Source organism: Rhodococcus sp. SB1D (assembly GCF_048573875.1).
In the GTDB taxonomy this organism is placed as follows: Bacteria; Actinomycetota; Actinomycetes; order Mycobacteriales; family Mycobacteriaceae; genus Rhodococcus_F; species Rhodococcus_F qingshengii.
In genome coordinates this window covers 44,200-61,377 of the sequence record NZ_JBMAIQ010000013.1, presented here as the reverse complement: position 1 = coordinate 61,377, position 17,178 = coordinate 44,200, and the positions used below count along the sequence as shown (strand labels likewise).

General features: G+C 62.5%; 16 protein-coding genes. 6 read left to right on the top strand and 10 right to left on the bottom strand.

Annotated features, from left to right (window positions below; all coding sequences use genetic code 11):
• The first annotated feature begins 20 nt into the window (after window positions 1–20).
• Complete coding sequence (pth, locus tag ACN50D_RS25390) at window positions 21–593, top strand: aminoacyl-tRNA hydrolase (RefSeq protein WP_003946229.1); 573 nt, start codon at window positions 21–23, stop codon at window positions 591–593.
• A 3-nt stretch (window positions 594–596) separates the two neighbouring features.
• Here the strand turns inward: pth and ACN50D_RS25385 are convergent, their stop codons facing one another.
• Window positions 597–2,231 (bottom strand): fatty acyl-AMP ligase, encoded by a 1,635-nt coding sequence (locus tag ACN50D_RS25385; protein WP_007728923.1) that lies wholly within the window; start codon window positions 2,229–2,231, stop codon window positions 597–599.
• Window positions 2,232–2,583: 352 nt separating this feature from the next.
• Here ACN50D_RS25385 and ACN50D_RS25380 point away from each other — a divergent pair, with 352 nt between their 5' ends.
• The 3 genes from ACN50D_RS25380 to ACN50D_RS25370 all read left to right on the top strand — a co-directional run bounded on the left by ACN50D_RS25380 (window position 2,584) and on the right by ACN50D_RS25370 (window position 5,487).
• On the top strand, window positions 2,584–4,188 hold the full coding sequence (locus tag ACN50D_RS25380) for a peptide chain release factor 3 (RefSeq protein ID WP_135000451.1): 1,605 nt from the start codon (window positions 2,584–2,586) through the stop codon (window positions 4,186–4,188).
• Window positions 4,188–4,838, top strand: coding sequence for a nicotinamide riboside transporter PnuC (gene pnuC / locus ACN50D_RS25375; protein ID WP_050654516.1), 651 nt, complete (start codon window positions 4,188–4,190; stop codon window positions 4,836–4,838). The genes ACN50D_RS25380 and pnuC overlap by 1 nt, the downstream gene beginning before the upstream one ends.
• A 340-nt stretch (window positions 4,839–5,178) precedes the next feature.
• A complete protein-coding gene (locus tag ACN50D_RS25370; protein ID WP_306665673.1) occupies window positions 5,179–5,487 on the top strand; it encodes a hypothetical protein in 309 nt (102 codons plus the stop codon).
• Between the two features lie 18 nt (window positions 5,488–5,505).
• On the opposite strand, the gene ACN50D_RS25365 is transcribed toward ACN50D_RS25370, so the two are convergent.
• The 7 genes from ACN50D_RS25365 to ACN50D_RS25335 all read right to left on the bottom strand — a co-directional run bounded on the left by ACN50D_RS25365 (window position 5,506) and on the right by ACN50D_RS25335 (window position 13,512).
• On the bottom strand, window positions 5,506–6,180 hold the full coding sequence (locus ACN50D_RS25365; protein ID WP_003946217.1) for a pyridoxine/pyridoxamine 5'-phosphate oxidase: 675 nt from the start codon (window positions 6,178–6,180) through the stop codon (window positions 5,506–5,508).
• Between the two features lie 25 nt (window positions 6,181–6,205).
• Complete coding sequence (locus tag ACN50D_RS25360) at window positions 6,206–6,706, bottom strand: nuclear transport factor 2 family protein (RefSeq protein ID WP_003946235.1); 501 nt, start codon at window positions 6,704–6,706, stop codon at window positions 6,206–6,208.
• A gap of 97 nt (window positions 6,707–6,803) precedes the next feature.
• Window positions 6,804–7,445, bottom strand: a complete 642-nt coding sequence (locus ACN50D_RS25355) for a TetR/AcrR family transcriptional regulator (RefSeq protein ID WP_235867843.1) — start codon at window positions 7,443–7,445, stop codon at window positions 6,804–6,806.
• A 5-nt stretch (window positions 7,446–7,450) separates the two neighbouring features.
• A complete protein-coding gene (locus tag ACN50D_RS25350; RefSeq protein ID WP_211920667.1) occupies window positions 7,451–9,187 on the bottom strand; it encodes an ABC transporter ATP-binding protein in 1,737 nt (578 codons plus the stop codon).
• A complete protein-coding gene (locus ACN50D_RS25345; protein WP_249342784.1) occupies window positions 9,184–11,085 on the bottom strand; it encodes an ABC transporter ATP-binding protein in 1,902 nt (633 codons plus the stop codon). The genes ACN50D_RS25350 and ACN50D_RS25345 overlap by 4 nt, the downstream gene beginning before the upstream one ends.
• Window positions 11,082–12,074 carry an ABC transporter substrate-binding protein gene (locus ACN50D_RS25340; protein WP_211920671.1) on the bottom strand — a complete coding sequence of 331 codons (993 nt, stop codon included), beginning with the start codon at window positions 12,072–12,074 and terminating at the stop codon, window positions 11,082–11,084. The genes ACN50D_RS25345 and ACN50D_RS25340 overlap by 4 nt, the downstream gene beginning before the upstream one ends.
• Window positions 12,075–12,129: 55 nt before the next feature.
• Window positions 12,130–13,512: an MFS transporter gene (locus ACN50D_RS25335; protein ID WP_211920673.1), complete on the bottom strand. Its 1,383-nt coding sequence runs from the start codon at window positions 13,510–13,512 to the stop codon at window positions 12,130–12,132.
• Window positions 13,513–13,596: 84 nt separating this feature from the next.
• Between ACN50D_RS25335 and ACN50D_RS25330 the strand changes: the two genes are divergently transcribed.
• Together ACN50D_RS25330 and ACN50D_RS25325 are read left to right on the top strand one after the other, a co-directional pair.
• Window positions 13,597–14,235: a TetR/AcrR family transcriptional regulator gene (locus ACN50D_RS25330; protein ID WP_030536301.1), complete on the top strand. Its 639-nt coding sequence runs from the start codon at window positions 13,597–13,599 to the stop codon at window positions 14,233–14,235.
• Window positions 14,236–14,306: 71 nt separating this feature from the next.
• Window positions 14,307–15,281, top strand: coding sequence for an ABC transporter substrate-binding protein (locus ACN50D_RS25325; protein WP_211920675.1), 975 nt, complete (start codon window positions 14,307–14,309; stop codon window positions 15,279–15,281).
• Between the two features lies 1 nt (window position 15,282).
• On the opposite strand, the gene ACN50D_RS25320 is transcribed toward ACN50D_RS25325, so the two are convergent.
• On the bottom strand, window positions 15,283–16,323 hold the full coding sequence (locus tag ACN50D_RS25320; RefSeq protein ID WP_211920677.1) for an ABC transporter substrate-binding protein: 1,041 nt from the start codon (window positions 16,321–16,323) through the stop codon (window positions 15,283–15,285).
• Window positions 16,320–17,171: an ABC transporter ATP-binding protein gene (locus tag ACN50D_RS25315; RefSeq protein ID WP_050794099.1), complete on the bottom strand. Its 852-nt coding sequence runs from the start codon at window positions 17,169–17,171 to the stop codon at window positions 16,320–16,322. The genes ACN50D_RS25320 and ACN50D_RS25315 overlap by 4 nt, the downstream gene beginning before the upstream one ends.
• Between the last annotated feature and the right edge of the window lie 7 nt (window positions 17,172–17,178).

The window sequence follows — 17,178 nt, the reverse complement described above, 5'->3', positions numbered from 1 at the left end:
AAGCCAGAAAGTAGCGTCCGTTGAGCACAGATACCGCCCTCGTCATCGGCCTGGGTAATCCCGGCCCCCAGTACGAGAAGACCCGGCACAACGTCGGCTTCATGGTCGCCGGCACCCTTGCCGGGCGCATGGGCGGAAAGTTCAACGTACACAAGAAGAGTGGTGCCGAAATCGTCGAAGGTCGCCTCGCCGGCCGGCGCGTGATTCTCGGAAAACCACGCTCGTACATGAATCTCTCGGGTGGCGCTGTCGCCGGTCTCGCACGGTTCTTCTCGGTCGACGCCGCGAACATCATCGTCGTCCACGACGAACTGGATCTCGATTTCGGGACGATCAGACTCAAACTCGGCGGCGGCGAAGGCGGCCACAACGGCCTGCGGTCCATTTCGAGTTCGTTGACCACCAAGGACTACCTGCGCACGCGCGTCGGGATCGGTCGTCCGCCGGGCCGCATGGACCCGGCGGACTACGTTCTCAAGCCGTTCTCGTCCACGGAGCGAAAAGAACTCGATCTCGTATGCGAAGAGGCTGCGGATGCAGTGGAGCTACTGCTTGAACTCGGGTTGGAAGCCGCACAGAACCGCCTGCACTGACGGTCAGTTACCCAGCAGTGCAGCCGAATTCGCGCGGCGGAGCTTCCCCGACGACGTCTTCGGGATACTGCCGGGACCCAGGACCGCAACGGCGCGAGGTCGGACACCGACGTCGGCAACCACGGCGTGGACCACTTCGCGTTCGATACGCTTGACCTCTTCCGGATCTTCGAAAGCGTTGGTCTCGACGGCGACTGCAAAGCTCTCACGCTTCTGGCCGGCGTCGAGACGAATCGCGACGGCATTTCCGGGACGCACACCGGCAACGGTTCCGGCCGCCCGTTCGATGTCTGTGGGGTACACGTTCCGGCCGCCCATGATGATGACGTCCTTGACTCGCCCGCACACCACGACCAGTCCTTCCTCGGTGAAGTACCCGACGTCACCGGTGTCGAGCCAACCGTCGGCGTCCTGGGCCGGCTTGTGTCCGTCGACCGTGACGTACCCGGGAGTGACTGCCTTGCCGCGAACCTCGATGATTCCGACACCGCGGGCCGGAAGCACCTGACCGTCACGGTCGACGATGCGTCCCTCGAGGTCAGGCACCATCTTGCCGAGTGTGGCGAGGGCACGAGCGTTGGGGCGATTGGACGGCACCGCTCGAGACATCGATTCGAGAAAGTCTGGATCGACGTAGTCGAGGACCTGACCTTGATCGGGATCCGGAATCGACACGGCGAGCGTGGTTTCCGCCATTCCGTACACGGGCGCCAGCGCAGTCGGGTTCAAACCGAAACGCGCACCGGCCTCGGCGAGTGCATCCATCGTGTCGGGATCCACCGGCTCGGCGCCGTTCCACATGTATCGGACGCTGGACAGGTCGACTGCCCCGTCTTCCGCCTGTGCGAGTCGACGAGCCAAGAGCGAGTACGCGAAGTTCGGTGCGGCGGTGACAGTTCCGCCGTACTTGCCCATCAGTTCGGCCCACAGCACCGGGGTGCGCAGGAAATCCATCGGCGTGATGCTGATGACCTCTGCGCCCACCTGCATCGGAACCGTGAGAAAACCGACCATGCCCATGTCGTGGAAGAGCGGAAGCCAGCTCACCATCACGTCGTCTTCGATGGAGAACTTGATGCGGTTGATCATGGCGTAGGCATTTGTGTAGAAGTTCTCGTGCGTGATCTGCACGGCCTTGGGCGAACCGGTGGAACCGGACGTCAACTGCTGGAGTGCGATATCCGATTCGGCCGTCTCCACGGGATCGATCGACGTTCCGCTGCGAAGCTCGTCCACCGTCACGACGGTGATGCCACGCTCTTCGAGGAGCGGCTTGGCCGCGTCGAAGGGCGCACCCAGAATGACGGCTTTCGCGGAGATCATGTCGATCACAGTCTCGGTGTCCTGAGCCCAGACGCCCAGATCCGTTCGGGGGGTCGGCTGATGCAGCATCGTCACCGACGCACCGCGCATCCACGTCGCCTGGCAGGCAGGTGCGATGTCGACGGGCTGTCCGGCGAGAATGCCGATCGCGACGCCGCGATCGATACCGACCTCGGCCAGGCCGCCGGCCATGCGCCGAGCCTCCTGGTGGATGTCGCCCCAGGTCTGACGGAAAGCGTTGTCCGGCTCTCCCGTCACCAGGCCGCGGTCGGTGACTGCGGCGGTCGCATACATCTCTTCGGTGAACTTGCTCAACGCAACTCCTCGGTCAGTGTCACTCTTCGATCAGTGCAACTCTTCGCAGGACACAAATGGCTGTGTGTTCGAACACACACATACATGGATAATCAGCGATCGTTCGCCGAGTGTTACGCCGCAGTGGCTATTGCATCGTGGTCTGCGAGTATCCTTTCTCTGTTGTGCTGCCGCACTCTCCACCTGTCCGCGCACCGGCACGTCGCCGGCACCGACGCCCACTTCGAGAGGTTCTTCGTTGACTACCCCGTCCGACTCGACCGTCCCTTCCGACTCGACTGTCCAGTCCGACACCGAAGGCCCCGATTCAACCGAGAGCGGGTCGGTCGCGGTCACGACGACGACCAAGGGCCTGTCCGCCGAGGCAGAGCGTCGCCGCACCTTCGCCGTCATCTCGCATCCCGACGCCGGAAAGTCGACGCTGACCGAAGCGCTGGCACTGCACGCGAAGAAGATCTCGGAGGCAGGAGCCGTCCACGGCAAGGCAGGCCGCAAGTCGACGGTCTCGGACTGGATGGAGATGGAGAAAGCCCGCGGCATTTCCGTCAGTTCCACCGCACTGCAGTTCAACTACCACTCCTCCGAGACCCCGGACGAGCAGATCAACGTCATCAACCTCGTCGACACCCCCGGTCACTCCGACTTCTCCGAGGACACGTACCGCGTCCTGACCGCCGTCGACGCGGCGGTCATGCTCATCGACGCTGCCAAGGGCCTCGAACCGCAGACGCTCAAGCTGTTTCAGGTGTGTCGTCACCGCGGCATTCCGGTCATCACCGTCATCAACAAGTGGGACCGTCCCGGTCAGACTCCTCTCGAACTGCTCGACGAGATCAGCGAACGGATCGGCCTCACGCCCACCCCCCTGTACTGGCCGGTCGGCATCGCCGGCGACTTCCGCGGACTGCTGCGGCGCGGTGAAGACGGTGAGGCTCGCGAGTACGTCCGCTTCACCCGCACCGCAGGCGGCGCGAAGATCGCCCCCGAAGAGGTCATGGACGCCGACGCGGCGCTCGCCAAGGAAGGCTCCGAGTGGGAGACCGCGGCCGAGGAGAGTGAACTGCTCTCCGCTACCGGCCAGGACCACGATCAGGAGATGTTCCTCGCCGGTCAGACTTCCCCGGTGATCTTCGCGTCCGCGATGCTCAACTTCGGCGTCCGCCAGATCCTCGACACCCTCGTCGAATTGGCGCCGCCGCCGCGTGGGCGCGAAGACCTCAGCGGAAAGCCACGCGAGGTCACCGATCCGTTCAGTGCGGTCGTCTTCAAGGTGCAGGCCGGTATGGACACCGCGCACCGCGACCGTCTGGCGTTCATGCGCATCGTCTCCGGCGTGTTCGAGCGCGGCATGGTTGTCACACACGCCCAAACCGGCAAGCCCTTCACGACCAAGTACGCCCAGACGGTGTTCGGACGTGAACGTTCCACCGTCGAATCCGCGTTCCCCGGCGACGTCGTCGGCCTCGTCAACGCCACCGCACTCGCACCCGGCCACACGCTGTACACCGAGAAGAAGGTGGAGTTCCCGCCGATCCCGTCGTTCGCGCCGGAACACTTCTCGATCCTGCGCGCCGAAAGCGCCGGCAAGTACAAGCAGTTCCGCCGTGCTGTCGACCAACTCGATTCCGAGGGCGTCGTCCAGATTCTCCGCAACGACATCCGCGGCGACGCCTCCCCCGTCATGGCGGCTGTCGGCCCGATGCAGTTCGAGGTCGTCGCAGCGCGCATGAAGGCCGAGTTCAACGTCGAGGCCAAGATGGAACCGCTCGGCTACGCATTGGCTCGCCGTACCGACGCCGCGTCCGAGGTCGAACTGAACCGTCAGCGCGGTGTGGAGGTCTTCACCCGTTCCGACGGTGTTCTGCTCGCCCTGGTCAGTGACAAGTGGCGCCTGCAGTACATCCAGAAGGAACTCCCGGATCTGACGCTCGAACCCCTCGTCGCTGCTGCGGACTGATGAGCCTGATCGAGGCGCTGTTCGACGCCGAACTGCACATCGGCAGCGCCACGATTCTCTGGCGAGAGATCATCGGAAACGCGTTCGGAATCGGCTCCGCGATCGCGGGCGCGCGACGCTCGGTATGGGCGTGGCCCGTCGGTATAGCCGGAAATGCCTTGTTGTTCACGGTGTTCATGGGCGCACTTTTCCACACGCCGCAAGAGCTCAATCTCTACGGCCAGGCCGGCCGTCAGTTGTTGTTCATCACCGTCAGCGTCTACGGGTGGACTCAGTGGCGACGCGGGGCACGCGACTCCGGTCGCGCAGTCCTGCCCCATTGGGCGACAACTCGCGAGCGCGTCGCCATGATCGCCGTCATGACCAGCGGCACAATCGCTTTCGCCTGGATCTTCGACCTCCTCGGCTCGTACGGAGCGTGGGCAGAGGCCTGGATCTTCACCGGCTCCATCCTCGCGACATACGGCATGGCGCGCGGCTGGACCGAATTCTGGCTCATCTGGATCGGCGTCGACGCCGTTGGTGTTCCCCTTCTTTTCCGAGCCGGCTATTACCCTTCGGCGATCCTCTATCTGGTCTATGCATTCTTCGTCCTGTGGGGCTTCGCAATGTGGCTGCGCATTCAACGCCGAACTCCACAAGGGGTGTGACCGTAAACCAACTCCTGGTATGTTTGCGTCGATTAAGCAAACCGGCGGTCTGTTTACGGGCATCAGGAGCGAAACAATGGAAGACAAGAATTCTCACGGAATAGTGGGCCCCAACGGTTCCGGCAACGGATCGAGAGCCAATAGCTCCGCAAGTAATGGTTCTGCAAGCAATGGTTCTGCAAGCAATGGTTCTGGGAGCAACCTTTCCACGGGTAACGGTTCCACCAGTCCCACCGCCACAGCGGATTTTCTGTCGACCGCACCCAAGCAATCCGATGCATTCACGTTTCCGCTTCCTGCCCGAACCACGGCCGCACACAGCAGCGGAGAGGACCTTTCAGTGCCAGCTTCAACACGCGAATCATCGAGGACGCTCGAAACTCGGAGTCGTACCGTCGTACGTCGCGACGCGATGGGCGTAGCCGCCGTTCGAGTGGCCGGTCGACTCACCCACACCGAACTCATCTCAAATCAGGCCTCACCCTCGAGCACACATTCCTCCGACCCCACGACGGATCTGGACGAGTTGCTCACGATGCTCGGCAGCTACCTGTTGTCCTCGGGGTTCGAACATCCCGAAATCCACGCCAAGCTGGGCGGACAGTCGATTGTCGTCAACCTCGTTTCACCGGAAATCAGCGCCAGCTGAGCTCGACCCAGCTGTCACTTAGGGCCACAGCACTGCTCGTGTCCATGCTCGGTCCGAGCCGCGCCGGTACAACCACCGCTGATGCCGACGCCCGGAGTCTGCCTGCCAGAACTCGACAGACTCCGGCTCGAGGCACCACGCACGCCAGTCCTTCGACACGAACCCTGGGTCGTCGCTGATTCTTGCTTCCGCAGCGGCCACCGACGCGTCGTACGCCCCTAAGTCTTCGAGCACCTCGCTCTGCTCACTTGCCGTCGCCACCGCTCTCGCCGTGACGGAGCGTTCGACGAAGTCTCGGCGTCGAAGTGCGTCGTCGCCCTCGCGAACCGTTCCGCGAATCCGGACCTGTTGGCCTGTTTCGCGCCAGTAGAAGGCGAGCGATGCTCGCGGATTTTCTTTCAGCTCAACGCCTTTCGGCGAAGCAGCTGAACCAGAGAACCAGAACCCACCCTCGGTCACGTCCTTGAGGATGAGGAAGCGAGAATCAGGCATACCGTCGCCGTCCACGGTCGAGAGCGCACACACGTGTGGCTCGACGACGCCGAAGGCTACGGCCGCACGGAGCCAGTCGAGGAACAACTCCCCCGGCTTTTCCGGAAAACACTCGGGCGCGGGCGGCGGAGTTCCGGTCAGCGCGGGGATACCGCGAATCCACGTCCGTACGTCAGGCAGCGAAAAATCTGCATCAACCATGAGCCGACTCTAATCGCGGGCGACCTCAGGAGACGTTGCGAACGACCGAGTCGCCGAACGACGGTTGCTGCAGCAGCGCCCACTTGTTGGACGTCAATCGGAAACTCGGCATGTCGGCGAGCGCCACCACCGATTCCCAGGTCCGCTCGTAGCTCGTGTGGGAGATTCGCCATTCACCGTCGCTGCAGCGGGTGTATCTGTCGTGATAGAAGGCCGATCCGCGAAGCAGCATGCCGTCTTCGGGGATGACCACTGTGTCCGCGAGGCACCAGATCCCGGTTGCGGTGTCTCCGTCGACGTCGATCTCGGGTTGCCCGCACTGATGTTCGGTGATGATGTGTGATCCGAGAGTGTTCTCGAGGAAGGAGACGAACGAATCTCGGGAATCGAAACTGAGTTGTTCTCCGTAGATCGCGGTGGCGTCGACGGTCAGAGTGTCGGCGAATTCGACCCACGATTTGGTGTCCAAGGCGCGTGCGTATCGGTACTTGAGTCTTTGGATGAGAACAATCGCTTCGAGATCCATGATCCCCGCCTCCCGGTGCAGCAACCACCCGTCCTATGTGTGCACATTAGCCTGTATCACGCCGAAACGGGCATTACTCTCAAAGCTAGTAGAAATGTCAGCCGATAACACGCTTTTCCAGGCCGTCGAGCATGATCGTGATCTTCTCGTCCAACCAACCTCGCCCGTGCCACGTCGATTCGTCGCCGATTCCCTCGATCAACGACTCCGATGCATTCCAACTTTCCTGATACGCCTGTCGCGCGGAACGTGAATCGGCGGAGCTGACGGTCTTGTCCATCGCCGCCATCATTGCGAACTGCGTCATCGTCACCTCGGAGATGAAGTCCACCGCCAATATCGCATCGTGGGGTGTGAAGCCTTGCGCAGTCAACGAACCGACCAGTTTCTCCACGATCTCGATTATCGCCGGCGGCGTGCCCGGAACTGCGAGACCGACCTGGGCCAGACCTGGATAGCGCTCGAACGAGGACCACAGAACGTCGCAGAAATCCTTCAGGAATTCGCGCCACGGACGATTCGTATCGGGCCATACAGTCTGACGCACAACATGATCCGAGCAGGCACGCAGCAGCGCTTCGCGGTCTGCGAAGTAGCGATAAAGTGCAGAATGACTGACGCCCAGCCGCTTTGCCACGCTCGGCATGGTCAGTTCACTCAGATCACCGGCGAGGGCGGCCTCGACGATGTCCGTTGTCGACAACGTCGGCGGCCGCCCCGTCTTCTTTCCGGTCTGCATTCTGCTCAGCTTGCCACCAACCGCCATCCCGACGCACGGTGGCGCTGATTCCAGAACGCGGCGTAGTTCCCACCGGCTGCGAGCAGGACTTCGTGGGTGCCCACTTCGACTATCGAACCGTCGTCACCGAGCACGATGATCTGATCTGCGGCCACGACGGTCGACAGTTTGTGAGCGATCACGAGCAGTGTGCTTTCCCTGGCGAGTTCTTGCATCGCACGTTGAACGTGTGCCTCGTTCTCGGGATCGAGCGCGGCAGTCGCCTCGTCGAGCAGAACGACAGGTGCGCGTTTGAGGAGTGCGCGTGCAATGGAGACCCGCTGCCGCTCTCCACCGGACAGTGCCGTCCCGCCCTCACCGACACGGGTGTCCCAACCCCGCGGAAGCCGCTCGACGATTTCCGCGACGCCCGCGATCCGAGCTACGTCGAAGACTTCCTCGTCCGTGGCTTCGGGGCGGCCGAGGCGGATGTTCGCGATCAACGTGTCGTCGAAGAGGTACACGTCCTGGAAGACCAGAGACAGCTGCGACATCAGGTCGGCACTCGTGAGGTCCCGCACGTCGACGCCGCAGACACGCACCACACCGGAGTCGACGTCGTAGAAGCGCGAGATCAACCGGGTGACGGTCGTTTTGCCGGACCCTGACGGACCGACCAACGCCGTCAACGACTTCCGTGGCACGTCGAAGGAGATGTTTCGCAGAACCTGCCCACCGTCCGCGTATCCGAAGTCGACGGCGTCGAACTGCACTGCCGTCTCCCCCGTCGCCGTCCCGCTGGTATCGGGTTCGACCATTGGTTCAACTTCGAGGATCTCGGACATTCGCCGGATTTCATTGCGCGCCATTCTGATTGCACCGCCGAACTCGCCGATCTCACCCAGCGGCTGGATGAACCGTGCGGTCAGTCCGAGTAGCGCGATCAACGTGACCGGATCGATGTCGCCGCCGAGCGCGAGGAACGCGCCCAAGATGATCACGGCAGAGAACACGAATTGCAGGGCGATCCCGTTGACCACGGACCCGATCACCACGAACCACAGTTGTGAACGACCCGCAGTGTGTTGCGCTTCGATCGCGTCGTCGAGCGGTTCGTACACCCCGTGGGTGCGTCCGAAAGCACGCAGGACCGGTTGGCAACGCGCGTATTCGAGCACTCGATTGTTCGATTCGACGGCCGCTGCATGGGCCCGATCGTCGGCCTTGGCAGTCATCGTCGAGGCAAATCGTGCTGCCGCGAAGAGAATTGGAACGCTGATTACCAGCGCGAGCCCGAGCCGCCAGTCGAAGAACAACATGCACACGACAATGGTTGCCGGGCTGGCAATTCCGGAGATGATCGGTGTCATCAGGTGCGCAGCCGCCCCCATCACCGAGATGGTGCCCTTGCTGGCAACCTGCGATACCTGCCCGAGTCGGCCGGCGCCGAACCAGCCGAGCGGCAGAGTGACGAGATGATCTCCCAGGCGCAGATGCATCGTCCGCAGCAGAGTGAGGGCCGACTCGAAACCCTTCATCGCCTGCAGGTAGTGCGCAATCGAACTGATCACAGCGCATACGGCCATGGCGGCGAGCCACCGAACGAAACTGCCCCAATTCTGATCGAACAGTGCCTGCACCGCAGGGACCAGAAGCGCCACTGCCAAACCCTGCATCACGCCGTACAACACTGCCCACACCAGGAACTCGCGATAGCGGCCCTGATTCTGCGGGCCGAGTATCCGGAAGAGGTCGCGAATCATGAGTTGGCCTTTCCTGCTGCGTCAGACTTACCTGCGGTGTTGCGTTCAATCGAGTCGGCCCGACTGTGTTCAATCGAGTCGGCCCGACTGTGACTCGCCCACATCCGCGCATAGGTTGAACCACTCGCCACGAGCTGATCGTGCGTGCCCTTCTCCACGATCCGTCCGGCGTCGAGGACCACGATCTGATCGGCACTCACGATCGAAGCCAACCGGTGCGCGATCACCAGCACGGTGCGCCCCACCGTCAAGCGCGACAGCGCTTCTTGGATATCGGCTTCGGACTCCGGGTCGGCGAACGCAGTTGCCTCGTCGAGCACGAGAACAGGAGTGTCCGCGAGAATCGCACGCGCGATGGAGACTCTTTGGGCTTCACCACCCGAGAATCTGGCGTCGACCCCGACCACCGAGTCGTACCCCCTCGGGAGCGCTTCGATTCGGGTGTCGATCTGCGCGGCTGCGGCAGCGGCCTTCACCTCGGCCGAAGTCGCCTGCGGTCGGGCAAGCCGAATGTTGTCGAGCACGGTCGCTTCGACCAGCTGCACGTCCTGCAGAACGAATCCGACGTGGCGGTACAGCTCGTCGGTAGCGACTTCCCTGACGTCGACACCACCGATGGCCACGGATCCGGCACGCACGTCGTGGAACCTCGGAACCAGCGTTGCCAGCGTCGACTTACCCGAACCCGAAGGTCCGACCAACGCCGTCACCGTGCCCTCCGGCAGCGTCAGATCGATGTCGGACAGGACGTCGGCGCCGTCGTCGTATGCAAAGGAAACTCCGGAGAATCGAACTTCGTTCCCCACAGGCTTTTTCGGATGATCGGTTTCCGGCAGAGCGTCGGTTGCGAACAGCGCGATCAGTCGCGCCGCAGCGGCGGCTGCCTCACGGCGAGCCTGCATACCGAAACCGATGGTCGTCACCGACACCGGAATCACCATCGCGACAAGAGAACTGGTCAGCACATCGACGGGTGACACCCATCCGGAGTGAACGAACCACGAGCCGAGGCCAAGGTTGACCACCAGCACAACCGGTGCGCTCAACGCAATCGAGGCCAGCGCCTCGGTCCGGAGCATCGGGCGAACCCAGCCCTCGTACGAGACGGCAAACGCCTTGGCAGCGTCGCGGTATCGAGAATGTGACTGCTTGTCCTGACCGAAGGTCTTGACCACTGCGATGCCGGTGACGAACTCGACGATGGTGTTGCTGATGGCCGCGATGCCCTCATTCATCCGGCTCATCTTGACGGCCATGTCCTTGGTCATCATCGCGTAGGCGATCATGTAGATCGGGAGGGTGGCAATCGCGACCAGTCCCAGACGCCAGTCGATCGAGATCACGTAGCCGAGCCCGACGAGCGGCACCGCAATGGCGCCGGTGGTCTCGACGGCGCTGTGCGCAACCAGGTAGTGGAGATCGGAGATGTCGTTCTGCGCGGCTTTTCGCACGGTTCCGGACGAGTGGGAGGTGAACCAGCCCAGTGGAAGTCGACCCAGTGTCGCTGCGATTCGACGCCGAAGCACAGCTTGAAGATTGACATCGGCGAAGTGCGTCACGATCAATGCACCGCCTCCGAAGAACGCACGCATACCCAGACCGAAGACGACCACCCACACGATCGTCCAGACGCGAGACGAGTCGATGTCGCCGCCCACGATCAGCGTCTTACCCAACTCGGCGATGGCCACGTACGGCACGATGGCCGCGACCGCGGCGATCACCTGCATCACCATCGCGATGGTGGTCCGTGTACGAACTGGCGCAAGGAGTTCGCGAAGCGCGCTCTTGTGCGCCGCCGCTTCAGCTTTGGCTTGCGAGGCTTCGGCCGTCGCTCCTTGTGATGCGTCGGCCTCTTCAGATGAAATGTCTGCTTTCGTAGCCTGTGTCGTCGTCATTTCGAGAACGCCTTCCATCGGGTAACTGCGTCGGCGTCGGATGCGATGCGGCCTTGGAGTTCCGCGCCGGTGAGAGTGCGATCGGCAAGAGCCTCGAGGTCTTCGAGGATCCAGTAGACCGCGAAAGGATAACTGCCGAACCAAAGTTCACCGCTCACGTCCGCCGTGCGTCCGGCCTTCACTGCGGAGATCTCGTTGAACAGTGGATTTGCGTGAACTAGAGCGCCGTCGTAGATGTTGCCCGAGGTCACGACCATCGCGTCCGCCGCGTGCTGTCCGACCTCCTCGCCCGACACCGAAGACGTGGCAACACCTGTGTTGGGGCCGATCTTCGCGTCGAGTTCGGCTTGCGGGCGCCCGAAACCGGCTTCCTCGATGATCGAGGACATCGGCGACTGTGGGATGACGGTGTACATGCCGCCGGAGAATCCCACCAGCACTGACAGCGTCTGCGGTTGCGCCTCGAACGTTCCGGATACTTCGGCAAATTTGGTCTCGAGCCTCGACACGATTTCGCGAGCTTCGGACTCTCGACCCAGTGCAGTCGCCGCGGTATTCAGAACTTCGCGCCACGGCGCCGCATAGGCGAGCACCGTCGTCGGGGCAATCTCGTTGGCCTGCGCGGTGATCGACGTCAACGAGCCGACATCACTGAGCAGGATTCGGTCAGGATGAACGGCCGCGATCTGCTCCACATCTGGTGATTGGAAGAACGTCGGTTTGTCGACGACCTCGATCCCCTCACTCTGCAATATCTCCTTCGCCGCCTGCGACTGCAGCGTGGCGAAGACCGTATCGGGCTTGACCCCGAGCGTGAGTGCGTTGAGCGCTGCGAACTCGTCCAGTGCGAGCAGTTTCTGAGGTGCAGGTACGGCCGACGACTCGCCTGTTTCCGATGCGTCTGCGTCATCGCCGCCCACGGAGCAACCGACAAGCGCCGTTGCTGTCGCTGCGAGTGCCGTTGCTCGCAGGCCCCACTGCTGCCGCATCCTTCTCTCCCCGCTTTAGTTACACGCTGTCTCGATTAGGGGAGCCTACAATAAGTCACGCCTTTTGTGCAGTCCTCGTCGCTGGAAGTGCAATCGCCGGCAGACAGGCGACAACACTGATGACGGCACCCATCACGAACGCCAGCGCGAACGAGTCGCCGGAAATGCCGATCGCCAGGACCGCTGTGGTCACCGGGGCGCCCACCGCCGAACCGACGGTTCTGATCACACTGTTGACTCCACTGGCTGCTGCCATTTCCGATGGCGGGACGATCGAGGCAACCAACAGAGCACAGACCGCGAACCCCACGCCGTTCCCCAATCCGACGAGGGAAAAGAACGCCACGATCGCAACCACCGAACTCGGCCAGATCGCGAGTCCGACTGCGCCCGCCGCCATGAGGGCCAGCGCGATGACAGCGGGCACCCGCGGCCCGAATCGCCGCGCGAGAGCCGGCGTCAAGCGGCCACCGAGAAAGACGAGGACAGCGGCGGGCAAGAGCGCCAAGCCGGTCTGCACAACGGTGAATCCGCTTCCGTACGTGGACGTGTCCGGCGCCTGGAGGATCCGCGGCAGACAGAGATAGAAAATGTACGGCACGAACCCGAACACCAGGGTGAGTGCGCTGGTGATCATCATCGGCTTGTCCCGAAAAACTCGCATGTCGACGATCGGCGCGTCGTGGCGGGAATCGACGGCAATCAGTGTCGCGAACGAAACGAACGCGACTACCACCAGACCCCAGAATCCGAGCGACAAAACTCCCCAGTCGGAGGCTTTCGTGATCGCCAATAGCAGGCTCACCAATCCGAACGCCAGAGCGCCGGCACCGGCCCAGTCCGTCGGCATACCCGGGCGGCGATGCGAGCCCGGAACCACGGCCACCACTGCGACCAATGCGAGCACGATCAAGATCCCGGTGATCACGAACAACCACTGCCAACTGAGATACTCGAGGATGACACCGCCGATCACCAGTGCACTTCCGGCACCGATTCCCAAAGTCCCAGCGAGCCAACCTATCCCTGAAGACAACTCGGGACCTACTACCGTTCTCCGCAGTACTGCCATCGCAAGCGGGAAGCTCGCCATGCTCACTCCCTGGACAGCTCGAACGACAAGCAGCACCCCGATATTCGGGGCGGCTGCCGCGGCAAATGTCGCGAGAGCGAAGATGATCAGGACGATCACCAGGACTCGCTTGTCGCCGAATCGGTCACCCATCGCGCCGACTATCGGAGCCATCACCGCGGCCGCCAACAGGTACGCCGTCAGGATCCAGCCGGTCACCGCCACGGACGTGTCGAAATGCTCACCCAACACCGGCAACGCCGGTACCAGCATGGTCTGCATGAGCGAGTAGACGAGTACCGCCCCCGCAAGCGCGGCGATCACCCGGCTCCCGGATCGCGTGGGCGCCTCCGCCAAGGTTGTCATCGACACCTTCCTCCAATCATGAATCGAATCGGAACGGAACACTCCGTTCCGATCGAGTAAACCATGCATTGCTAGCCTGTGGGAATGGCGAAAGAGAATGCGAGCCTCCCCGGACGCGCCCGAGAAGCCGCAGACAACGACGTCACCGTACTGCGAGCAGCGCGCGAGATTTTTGCCGAACAGGGTTGGAATGCACCGGTATCGGCAATTGCCACCCGGGCCGGAGTGGGAGTAGGCAGCATCTATCGCCGATACCGAGGCAAGGAGGAACTGGCGCAATCCCTGCGCGTCTGGGCGATCGACCACCTCGCCACCCTCGCCCGAGAGTGCATGAGCACCGCGAAAACCGATGAAGCCGTATTGAAGACGTTCTTCTCGCGATATCTCACCGAATCAGTGGGACCGCTCATTCCGGTCCTCGGCGGCAAGTTACCTGAACACGCCGAAGTCACTCGTGCCGCCGAAGAATTGGAGGCCGCACTGCAATCGATGGTCGACGTCTGCATCGACGCTCGCGAAGTCCCGCCCGACTTCACTGCTGCAGACGTCATGCTCATGACAGTGCATCTGCGGCCGACTCTGCCGATCGAGGGTGATCGAGCCACCGAAATACACACGCGCTATCTCGACTTCATGCTCGACGGACTTCGTGGCGGAACACCTCGACCAACGATCACTCCCCCGTCCTGGAGCGAATGGCTTCAGATGTGGCAGGGCAACTGACCCCGAGAACACCCGAATGACATGTCAGGTTAGGCTTACCTAGCTTATTTCGCCATGTTCGGAAGGTTCTCATGAAAATCAATCGCCGGCTCGCCGGCTTCGCCGCACTACCCGCCGTCGCCACGCTCCTACTCGTCGGTTGCGGAAGTAGCGACGCAGCGCCCTCTACCGAGACCAGGTCTGCCGACCAGTCCTGGAGTTACACAACGGGATACGGAAACACGATCACCCTCGACCACGCCCCGGAGCGGATCGTCGTCGACGCGTACTCCGCTGCGGCTCTGTGGGACTACGGCATTCGGCCGGTCGGCATCTTCGGTTACGGCGTCGGCAATCCAGACGTCACCGATCGCGCTGACGAGTCGACGATGACCGTCGTCGGCCGTGAAGGTGAACTCAGCGCGGAAGCTCTTGCGGCGCTGGACCCAGACCTGGTCATCGGGTACGGCAACAGCGACGACCCGACACGATGGACTTGGTGGGACGAGCCGATGGGCAAGACCGTCAACAATGTTGCACCGTTTGTCGGCGTCAAGTTCTCCGGAGCCTCGACACCGGACGTGTTGAACGAGTACGCCTCACTCGCCGAAGCACTCGGCGGGAACACCGACACAGCCGCAGCACGCGAGGGCAAGGAAGCATTCGAATCCGGTGCAGAGCGCATCCGAACTGCTGCGGCCAAGGTCGACGACATCGAAGTCCTCGCCCTGAACGGTGACAGCTCCGAGTTGTACGCAGGCACAACTGCGCTCGCTCAGTTCGGTTACCTGAAGGAACTGGGCGTGAAGTTCACCGGTCCGGGAGGCGACAAGGGCTGGGCCGATCTCAGCTGGGAACAGGTACCGGACTATCCGGCGGACATCGTGTTCCAGTTCGCGAAGTCGGCAGAGGCATTCGCGGCATCACCCGTGTTCGTCAAGCTGCCCGCGGTGACCGCGAACCAGGTGATCGACTTCGACGACAAGCGTCCCAACACCTACGCCAATTACGGCGCCTGGTTCGAGCAGGTTGCACAACTACTCGACCAGGCCCGCAACGTCGCCTGAATTACTGACCAGCAGTGATTCGTCCGGCCGCTTCCTCGAGAACGTCGAGGAAGATGGCCGCGGTGAGCGCAAATCCTTGGTTGTATCGCGCGTCGCTGGTCAACACGTTGCCCGCTTGAACTGCAGGCAACCGCTGCCACGTCGGCTGCGACTTGATCGCGTCGAGCGCTTCCTGATCGCGTGCTTGGGCGATGATCACATCCGCCGGAGCCAAGGTGTCGAGTTGCTCGAACGACAACTCGAACGAGTTCTCTGCATTGTCGTCGTCACGGAAAAGCACGTCCAGGCCGGCATCGAGTGCAACACTGATTCGCAGATTCCGCTGATGCACAAGGAAGCCCGTCGGCGTCTGAACGCCGAACACGATCTTCTCTCCGCCCAGCTTCTCCTGCAACATCGGTCGCAGTCTCGCGAGCTTGTCGTCGTACTCCGCAATGGAAGCCTCGGCGATCGTCACCCGGTCGAGCTGGCTCGCCTGCGCCATCAGAGCACCTCGCCAGTCGACCGGGTGCCCGGCAATCGGTTCGACGTCGTCGCCGACGACCAACAGCGGCGCGATGGAAGACAAGCGCTCGGTGCCGTACCAGTCACTGGTGTATCCGATCGCAGTGATGACGATCAGATCGGGCTCGAGAGCGAGCAGAGCCTCGAAGTTGGTGGAGAAGTCGCCGGCGACGTTGACGAAGCTCGCGTCCTCGATGGTGCGGCCGGGAAACTGGAATCCTGCCTTGGCGTCGGGGAACCAGAAGTTGCCCGATCCGACGATCGGGTAGTCCATCATCATCGCGAATTCGAGGTCGACGCGGCCGTCGAGCACCACCACACGCCTCGGGTCGCGCGGAACGTCGCCGCTGAACTCGGCCCACGTGTACGGGAGAGTGTCACTGGCAGAGTCGGATTCGCCATCGGAGCTTCCGCAGGCGCTCAGCGCCAATGCTGCAGCCACACCAGCTGCGCCACCGAAGAATCGGCGTCGCGAAATGCGGTCGACGATCTGAGCCCACTCCGTGTCGGTAACCTGCGCATCCAGGACGAGTGTCATACCTTTGCTCCTTCGATGTTTCGCTGACGCTCGCGTCCCAGCGGAATGACCAGCGGTGTGTGGGAAACCGGATCGTCGATGATGCGGCACGCCATGCCGAACACCTCCTGCACCAGTTCTTCGGTGATGATCTCCGCGGGCGGGCCCTCGGCGACCACCGCGCCGTCCTTCATCGCGATGATGTGAGTTCCGTAGCGGCACGCGTGATTGAGATCGTGAAGCACCGCCACCAGCGTGTGTCCGTCGTTCTCGTTCAGATCGCGGCAGAGTTCCAGCAGCTCGATCTGGTGCGCGATGTCGAGGAACGTCGTCGGCTCGTCCAGTAGCACCAACGGAGTCTGCTGCGCGAGAACCATAGCTACCCAGACACGTTGGCGCTGACCACCGGACAGTTCGTCGACCGGCCTGGCCGACAGATCCGTGACCTTGGTTGCCTCCATCGCCTTGATGACGGCGGCCTCGTCCTCTCGGGACCACTGGCGGATCAGCTTCTGGTGCGGATAACGCCCTCGCGCAACCAGATCGGCGACTTTGATTCCGTCCGGCGCGATCGACGTCTGCGGCAGAAGCCCGAGTCGCCTCGCAACTTCCTTTGCCGGGTACGACGTGATCGCCTTACCGTCGAGAAGGACCTTGCCGGTGGTCGGCTTGAGCAACCGGGACAGCGCACGCAGAAGCGTCGACTTGCCGCAGGCATTGGGACCGACGATGACGGTGAAGCCACCGTCGGGGATTTCGACGTCGAGGTGTTCCGAGATGACGCGCTTGTCGTAACCGATCGTGACGTCCTCGGCGCGAAGCCGATTCGTCCTTTCGACCACGACGGCGGCCGTACTTGTCTCGTTCACGCTGTTC

Bases quoted from the DNA above. Each gene is read 5' to 3' on its own strand.
- pnuC (WP_050654516.1), top strand. From the start codon at position 4,188: ATGAGCCTGATCGAGGCGCTGTTCGACGCCGAACTGCACATCGGCAGC.
- ACN50D_RS25365 (WP_003946217.1), bottom strand. From the start codon at position 6,180: ATGGTTGATGCAGATTTTTCGCTGCCTGACGTACGGACGTGGATTCGC.
- ACN50D_RS25360 (WP_003946235.1), bottom strand. From the start codon at position 6,706: ATGGATCTCGAAGCGATTGTTCTCATCCAAAGACTCAAGTACCGATAC.
- ACN50D_RS25355 (WP_235867843.1), bottom strand. From the start codon at position 7,445: ATGCAGACCGGAAAGAAGACGGGGCGGCCGCCGACGTTGTCGACAACG.
- ACN50D_RS25350 (WP_211920667.1), bottom strand. From the start codon at position 9,187: ATGATTCGCGACCTCTTCCGGATACTCGGCCCGCAGAATCAGGGCCGC.
- ACN50D_RS25345 (WP_249342784.1), bottom strand. From the start codon at position 11,085: ATGACGACGACACAGGCTACGAAAGCAGACATTTCATCTGAAGAGGCC.
- ACN50D_RS25340 (WP_211920671.1), bottom strand. From the start codon at position 12,074: ATGCGGCAGCAGTGGGGCCTGCGAGCAACGGCACTCGCAGCGACAGCA.
- ACN50D_RS25335 (WP_211920673.1), bottom strand. From the start codon at position 13,512: ATGACAACCTTGGCGGAGGCGCCCACGCGATCCGGGAGCCGGGTGATC.
- ACN50D_RS25330 (WP_030536301.1), top strand. From the start codon at position 13,597: ATGGCGAAAGAGAATGCGAGCCTCCCCGGACGCGCCCGAGAAGCCGCA.
- ACN50D_RS25325 (WP_211920675.1), top strand. From the start codon at position 14,307: ATGAAAATCAATCGCCGGCTCGCCGGCTTCGCCGCACTACCCGCCGTC.
- ACN50D_RS25320 (WP_211920677.1), bottom strand. From the start codon at position 16,323: ATGACACTCGTCCTGGATGCGCAGGTTACCGACACGGAGTGGGCTCAG.